This window comes from Planomonospora algeriensis, from assembly GCF_977012225.1.
On sequence record NZ_CDRNDK010000336.1, the window covers coordinates 1 to 7,171 of the forward strand.

Sequence of the window (7,171 nt, forward strand, 5' to 3'; positions counted from 1 at the left end):
GAACCCGGTCGCGGCCCGGCTCACCTCCGCCCAGCTCCGGCTGGCCGGGCTCCCCGGACCGGAGGACGGGCGCGTCCTCGCCGGACGGGCCGCGTCCCCGGTCCCGTCGCTTCCGGCGTCACCGCGGTCACCGGAGGACGTCAGCGGGTGACGCGCTCGAAGAGTTCCTCCCAGCGGTCCAGGACCCGTTCCAGCCGGAACGCCTCGGCGTGCGCGCGGGCGGCGGCCCCCAGCCGCCGCCTCTCGCCCGCAGCCGGGTGCGCCGGGTCGGCCGAGTACGGCGGACCGGCCGTGCCCACCGGGGACATCAGCCCGGTCAGCGCCGCGGCGAAGGCGTCCACATCGGCCGGGGGCACAAGGATCCCGGTCTCCCCGTCGCGGATCAGCGACCGCACGCCGCCCGAGACGTCGAACGCCACCGAGGGCACTCCGTAGGACGCGGCCTCCGCGACGACCAGCGGCAACCCCTCGTGCTCGCTGGAGAGGCCGAGGACGGAACCACCGAGGTACTCGCGGCCCATCTCCACCGCGGGCACCGCGCCCCGGAAGACCACCCGGTCCGCCACCCCGCACGCCCGGGCGTGCGCCCGCAGCCGCTCCTCCTCGGCGCCCTCGCCGATCAGGTGGAGCTCCCAGCCGTCCGCTCCTCCTCCGAGGGATCGGCCGTCCGCTCCTCCTCCGGGAGCCCGGTCGTCCGCGCCGCCACCGAGGGGCCGGTCGTCCGCGCCGCCGTCCGGGCCCCGGCCGTCCGGCCCGCTCCCGCACGCGATGGCGAAGGCCGAGATCAGCCGGTCGAACCGCTTCACGCCCTCCAGCCGGCCGACGCCGAGCACCCGGCGGGCGGTGAGGGCGGCGGTCTCGGCGGGCCAGGCGGGCAGCGGGTTCGGGACGGACCAGGTGTTGGGCAGCAGCGCGTGCTCGGAGAACAGCCGGGCGTCGTCCTCGCTGACGAACACCGCCCTTTCCAGGCGGCCGTAGTGGCCGCGGACCGAGCGCAGGTGCCAGGAGCCGCGGGCGTGGTGGTAGGAGCCGTGGTACTGGCCGATCGGGAGCAGGTGCCGGGGGAGCAGCGGCCTGAGCCGGGCCACCACGCTCGGCGAGGACAGCACCGCGAAGCCGGGCGCCAGCCGGTCGGTCAGCTCGGCCAGCCGGCGCCGCTCGCGCCGGGCCGCCGCGCGGGAGAGCGGCCCCGGCGGCGTGCGGTGGACCACGTGCCGCCGGTAGCGGGGCCGCTCCACGTAGCGGAACGGATGCTCGGCCCGGTGCAGCCCGACCACGTGCACGTCGTGCCCGCGCTCGGCCAGGCCCTGCGCCACGGTGTGGGTGACCCGCTGGATCCCGCCCAGCGTGTCGGCGTCCAGGCAGGCGAACAGGACGGTGCTCATGGGTCGTTCACCACTCCTCACTCACTGCGCTCGCTGTGTCGGGTTCACCGCGTCGGGTTCACCGTCGGGTTCACCGGGCGCTCATCGCAGCCACCCCGGTACGGTCACCCGGGCCAGCGGCCGGGCGGAGGCGGGCGGGCGGGCCCGAGCCGGGGCCGGGGGCAGGCCGAAGAAAGCCTCGACCACCCGGGCGCTCGCCTCGCCCTTCTCGTCGGCGCACCACAGCTCGCGGAACGCGGCGTACTTGGCGGCGAACGAGGCGGAGACGGCGTCGAGGTCGCGCAGCGCGCAGATCAGCTCCTCCGTGGTGTTCAGGCACGGGCCCGGCGCGATCGCCGGCAGGTCGTGGTAGACGCCCCGCTCCACGCGGCGGTACTCGTCCCAGTCGTCGATCAGGAACAGCATGGGCCTGCCGGTGACCGCGTAGTCGCACATCACCGAGGAGTAATCGGTCAGCAGCGCGTCGGAGGCCAGCATCAGGTCGTTGATCTCCGGATACGACCCGGCGGGGCGGACGAAATGGCGCAGGCGCTGCGGGACCCGGTAGCGCTCGACCGGGTGGGGGCGGAGCACCACCACCCACTCGCCGGCCAGCGCCTCGGCCATCATCTCCAGATCGGCCCGGATCGACCTGCCGGAGAACTTGGCCTGGTCCCGGTAGGTGGGCGCGTACAGCAGCACCCGGCGGTCCGGCGGGAGCTCCAGGCGGTCCCGGACCCGCTCCACCGCGGCCGGGTCGCCGCAGGCGAGCACGTCGCAGCGGGGCGAGCCGAACCGGAGCACCGGCCCGCCGTACTCGTTGGACGGCACGAAGACGCGCTCGAACTCCGCGCTCGGCGCGACCAGTGCGTCCCAGCGGGCCACGGCCGCCCGCCACCGCGCGCGCGGGCCCGGGAAGTCGGCCCGCAGGTCGGGCGAGTTGAAGCCGATCGACTTGATGCCCTGGCCGTGCCAGGTCTGCAGGTAGCGGGTCCGGGGCGGCTTGGGGTAGTCCAGCGGCAGGCCGTGGCTGTCCACCCAGTAGCCGGCCCTGGCCATCGTCCAGACATGGCGCCAGCTCATCCGGCGGACCAGCCGGGCGCCGGACGGGAAGTTCCGCCGGTTGCGGGCGACCGACCAGACGACCCGGATCGGCGCCCCGCGCCGGCGCAGCTCCTCGTAGAGGTAGCGGGGGCTGCCGGTGCAGCCCGCGCCGACGTCGGACTCGAACAGGGCCAGGTCCCGGCGCTGCGGCAGGACCCGGATCAGCCCCTTGTAGACGCGGAGCTTCAGCTCCGGGGTGCTCAGCCTGCTGATGATCCGGGCCCGAGCCCGCGCCAGCCGGGACACCGCGCGCAGCACGCCCCGCCGCCGCCAGGTCAGCCGCAGGACCCCCGCGTGCCCGTCCGGCCGGACCGTCACCGTGTGCCCGGGGACGGCGACCGCGACGGGCCCGGCGGCCGGGTCGAGCAGGAGCACGTCGGAGGTGGTCCGGCCGTCGGGGCGGGCGACGACGACCCTGGGGTCGTAGCGGCCGTCGAAGCCCAGCCGGCCGCCGTGCCGCAGTGCGGCCAGGTCGACCGTCGCCGTGCTGACGTGGCTCCCGTCGGCCCGGCGGCGGGGCGCCAGCCGTACCTTGGCGGACCAGAGCTTCAGTGTCGCGGTCCACCCCGGGTGGGCGGCCAGCACCCCGAACGGGTCGTAGGTGCGGATGGTCAGGGTGAGCCGGGTCCCGTCCACGGCGAGGGACGCCTCGTGCCGGAGCCGGCTCGCGGTGAACGGCAGCTCGGCCAGGCGCAGCGCGGTGATGTCCGTCCCCGGGGACGGGACGGCGCCCCAGTAGGTCCGCCCGCCCTGCCGTACGGCGGTGCGCGGCGGGGCCTGCGGGCCGTTGAGGGAGCGGGCGGCGACGGCCAGTTCGTCCGCGCGGCCGTCGAGGATCAGCGAGCAGCAGACCCGCGCCACGGGGTCGATCCGGTCGAACACCGCCGGGTCGATCTCCGCCAGGTACGGCGCGGCGACGGAGACGAACTCCGCCACCCAGTCCGGGTCCCGGGCGGGCAGCGTGTTGAGGTAGACGCGCAGGTCCTGGCGGAGGAAGCGGCGGTGCCGCTCGGGGACCAGCGCGGCGTGGCCGTGGGCGCGCAGCGCCTCGTCGCTGAGGCGGGCCGCCCGGATGCGCTGGCGGGCGTTGTCCAGCTCCGCGTAGCGCAGCGAGATCGAGGCGGGCGCGGCGGAGGCGCGGGCCCGGTGCCAGTTGTAGACGGTCCACGGCACCACCGCGAACCTGCGGGCGGCGCAGTACAGCTCGGCGGTGAAGACGTGGTCCTCGAAGTGCAGGTCCTCCCGGAACGGGATCCGCCGGAGCAGCTCGGCCCGGTAGAGCTTGTTGGTGGCGAAGGAGTCGAGGAACATCTCGGGCTCGGCGGCGATGCCCTCGACGGTCCTGCGCCGGGCGAACAGCTCCGGGTAGTAGCGGCGGCTCTTGCGGCTCCCCTCGTAGAAGCGGGAGATCTGCCCGGTGACGAAGTCGGCGCCGGTCCGCTCGATCTCCTCCAGCAGGCTCTTGCAGGCGTGCCAGGGGAGCCGGTCGTCGCTGTCGAGGAACATGACGTACGGCGCGCGGGCGGCGGCCACCCCGTCGTTGCGCGGCGCCCCGCAGCCCCCGCTGTTGCGCTCCCTGCGCACGTAGCGGACCCGGGGGTCCTCCTCCATCAGGGCCCGCACCACCTGCTCGGTGCCGTCGTCGCTCGCGTCGTCCACCACGACCGCCTCGACGGCGCGCAACGACTGGCGGAGCACGGACCGCACCGCCCGGGGCAGCCGGGCGGCGTCGTTGTAGGCGATGACGACCACGCTGCAGTCCGGCTCATTGATCACGGTTTGGGGTATTCCCGAGATTAAATGCGGACTTGTCCGTCTTGGGAATTAATGTCGCGGTCTTTACTGGTTCTCGAGGAGGGCGGTCAGCGCCCGCAGCCCCTCGACCACCTCGGCGCCCGACGGCGCGTTGTCGGGGTCGGTCAGCCACTGCACGATGAGCCCGGTGATCAGGGCCAGCTGCACCGACCCCAGGGCGCGGACGGTGTCGTCGGGGACGTCTCGCTCCGGCGTGCCGGTCAGCAGGGCGGCCAGGCCCCGGCGGCCCTCCCGCTGGCCGGCGGCGAGCTGCTCGCGCAGCTCGGGCGTGCGCTGAGCCTGCACGAACGCCTCGAAGCCGGCGAGCGCCATCGGGGCGTGGGCGGTGGTCGAGTCGAAGAGGCGGTCCCAGAGGGAGCCGTACTGCCGGACGCCGGGACCGGCGGTGGCGAGCGCGCGGCCGGACTCGGCGCCCCAGTCCTGGATGGCCCGCAGCAGCGCCGCGTTGAGCAGGGCCTCGGTGGACCCGTAGTGGTAGCCGACGGCCGCCATGCTGACGCCCGCCGCCCCGGCGATGTCGCGGAGCGTGGTGCGGGCGTAGCCCTTCTCGTACAGGCAGCGGACGGCCCCGTCGAGGAGATCTTCACGGTTTCCCATGCCGCCATGGTAGAGCAAATGCCTAAGTCAAACGACTTGGGCATATGCCTTGCGCAAATGAACAAAAATCTCGTACCGTCGATCACGACAGCCACGACGGAGCGGAGCCGCGAATGACCGGTCAGACCGAAGCGCTACACCTGGACGCCGTCAGCAGGACGTACGGCGCGGCCGCCGCCGTGACCGCCCTCGGCGGCGTCACGCTCTCCCTGCGTGCAGGGACCTTCACCGCGGTGATGGGGCCCTCCGGTTCGGGCAAGAGCACCCTGCTGCAGTGCGCCGCCGGGCTCGACCGGCCCACCGGCGGCCGTGTCGTCGTCGGCGGCGTCGAGATCGGCGGGCAGAGCGAGACCGCCCGCACGGAGTTCCGCCGCGAGCACATCGGTTTCGTCTTCCAGCAGTTCAACCTGCTGCCCGCGCTGACCGTGCTGCAGAACGTCCTGCTGCCCCTCCGGCTGGCGGGGCGCAGGGCGGACCGCGCGCACGCCGTCGCCGTGCTGGACCGGGTCGGTCTCGCCGGGCGGCTGCACCACCGGCCGGCCGAGCTCTCCGGCGGCCAGCAGCAGCGGGTCGCGATCGCCCGCGCCCTAGTCGCCGAACCCGATGTGATCTTCGCCGACGAGCCGACCGGGGCGCTGGACCTCTGCGGGGCCCGCGAGGTCCTGGGCCTGCTGGCCGAGTCCGTCCGGCGGTACGGGCGGACCGTGGTGATGGTCACCCACGACCCCGTCGCCGCCGCCTACGCCGACTCGGTGCTCTTCCTGGCCGACGGCCGGATCGCCGGGCGCCTGTCCGCCCCCACCGCCGAGGCGGTGGCCGAACGCATGGTCGGCCTGAGCGGACCGGCCGAGCCGCGGAGCGCGTGGCGACGAGTCCCCGAGGGAGTATGACGATGTTCGTTCTGGCACTGCGGTCCCTGCGCGGCCACGCCGGCGGGCTCCTGGCGGCCTTCGTGGCGATGTTCTCCGGCGCGACCATCCTGATGGCCTTCGGCTCGCTGTTCGACACCGCCGGGGAGCCCGGCGTCGACGCGGCCGGGCAGCAGGCGCTCACCACCCTGGCGGCCGTGGTCGGCGGCTGGGGGCTGATCCTGGTGACCTTCGCGGTCACCTCCACCCTGACCCTGGCGCTCCGCCGGCGCGCCGCCGAGACGGCGCTGCTGAGGAACATCGGCGCCACTCCTCGCCAGATCAGCCGGATGGTCATCGCCGAGACCGCCGTGCTCGCCGTCGCCGCGGTCGTGTCGGCCATCGTGCCGGCGAAGGCCGCCGGGGCGCTGCTGGTGGCGTGGCTGACGGGATCCGGGCAGCTCGCCGGTGAGGTGCGCCACCACTTCGGGGGCTTCGCCATCCACCTCGGCTTCGGGGTCACGATCGTCGCGGCGCTGACCGCCGCGGTCGTCGGCGCCCGCCGTACCGCCCGGATGAGCGCCGCCTCGTCCCTCCTGGACGCCACCGGCGACGGGGCGGGGCCGAGCGGGAAGCGCGTCGCCGCGGCCTGCCTGCTGCTGTTCCTCGGCGCGGACCTGGCCGTCGTCACCGCCACCGTGATGCGCGGCAGGGAGGACTTCGAGCCGATGGCCACCGCGGGACCCGCCTCCATCTGGTTCTCCGCCGGTCTCGCACTGCTGGCCCCGGCCCTGCTGCGCTTGGTCACCAGGCGGCTCACCGGCCTGATGGAACGGTTCGGCGGTGTCACCGGCCACCTCGCCGGACTGAACCTCGCCCAGCGGACCGGCCTGCTCGCCCCCGCGGTGATGCCCGTCATCCTGTTCACCGGCATCGCCACCGGCACCCTCTACATGCAGAGCACCGACGACGCGGCCAACGCCCTCGCCGGCCTCGCGCCGACCGTCGAACACCAGAACGCGCAGACCACCAACCTGGTCGTCATCGGCATGATCCTGGTGTTCGCCGCGATCATGGTGGTCAACACCCTGGTGGCCACGACGGCTCAGCGCCGCGGCGAGTTCGGCCGGCAGCGCCTCGCCGGCGCGACCCGGCGGCAGGTGCTGCGGATGGTCGCGGGGGAGAGCGCCGTGCTCGCCGCCACCGGAGTGCTCTTCGGCACGCTCGCCGCGCTGACCACCGCCGTCCCGTTCAGCATCGCGAGAACGGGCTCGGCCGTCCCCGGCGGCGGCGTCGTGCCCTACCTCGCGGTCGTCGCCGTCGCCACCGCCCTCACCCTGGCCACCGTCCTCGGCGTCACCCGGCGGGCGCTCCGCACCCCGGCGGCCGAGGCGGCGGCGGTCGCCTGACCGGCGGGATTCAGCGGCGGGGGCTCAGCGGCGG

The 7,171-nt window shown here is 74.7% G+C and carries 5 protein-coding genes; 2 read left to right on the top strand and 3 right to left on the bottom strand.

Annotation, left to right across the window (positions count from 1 at the left end; genetic code table 11):
• Positions 1-140 precede the first annotated feature (140 nt).
• From ACWJ6R_RS26590 to ACWJ6R_RS26600, 3 genes are all read right to left on the bottom strand, one after another.
• Complete coding sequence (locus tag ACWJ6R_RS26590; RefSeq protein WP_449064853.1) at positions 141-1,385, bottom strand: glycosyltransferase; 1,245 nt, start codon at positions 1,383-1,385, stop codon at positions 141-143.
• Positions 1,386-1,466: 81 nt separating this feature from the next.
• Positions 1,467-4,244: a bifunctional glycosyltransferase/CDP-glycerol:glycerophosphate glycerophosphotransferase gene (locus tag ACWJ6R_RS26595; RefSeq protein WP_449064854.1), complete on the bottom strand. Its 2,778-nt coding sequence runs from the start codon at positions 4,242-4,244 to the stop codon at positions 1,467-1,469.
• Positions 4,245-4,307: 63 nt separating this feature from the next.
• On the bottom strand, positions 4,308-4,880 hold the full coding sequence (locus ACWJ6R_RS26600) for a TetR/AcrR family transcriptional regulator (RefSeq protein WP_449064855.1): 573 nt from the start codon (positions 4,878-4,880) through the stop codon (positions 4,308-4,310).
• 113 nt (positions 4,881-4,993) lie between these two features.
• On the opposite strand from ACWJ6R_RS26600, the gene ACWJ6R_RS26605 reads away from it, so the two are divergent.
• Both ACWJ6R_RS26605 and ACWJ6R_RS26610 read left to right on the top strand, forming a co-directional pair.
• Complete coding sequence (locus ACWJ6R_RS26605; protein WP_449064856.1) at positions 4,994-5,770, top strand: ABC transporter ATP-binding protein; 777 nt, start codon at positions 4,994-4,996, stop codon at positions 5,768-5,770.
• 2 nt (positions 5,771-5,772) lie between these two features.
• Complete coding sequence (locus ACWJ6R_RS26610; RefSeq protein WP_449064857.1) at positions 5,773-7,137, top strand: FtsX-like permease family protein; 1,365 nt, start codon at positions 5,773-5,775, stop codon at positions 7,135-7,137.
• The last annotated feature ends 34 nt before the right edge of the window (positions 7,138-7,171 follow it).

Bases quoted from the DNA above. Each gene is read 5' to 3' on its own strand.
- ACWJ6R_RS26590 (WP_449064853.1), bottom strand. From the start codon at position 1,385: ATGAGCACCGTCCTGTTCGCCTGCCTGGACGCCGACACGCTGGGCGGG.
- ACWJ6R_RS26600 (WP_449064855.1), bottom strand. From the start codon at position 4,880: ATGGGAAACCGTGAAGATCTCCTCGACGGGGCCGTCCGCTGCCTGTAC.
- ACWJ6R_RS26605 (WP_449064856.1), top strand. From the start codon at position 4,994: ATGACCGGTCAGACCGAAGCGCTACACCTGGACGCCGTCAGCAGGACG.
- ACWJ6R_RS26610 (WP_449064857.1), top strand. From the start codon at position 5,773: ATGTTCGTTCTGGCACTGCGGTCCCTGCGCGGCCACGCCGGCGGGCTC.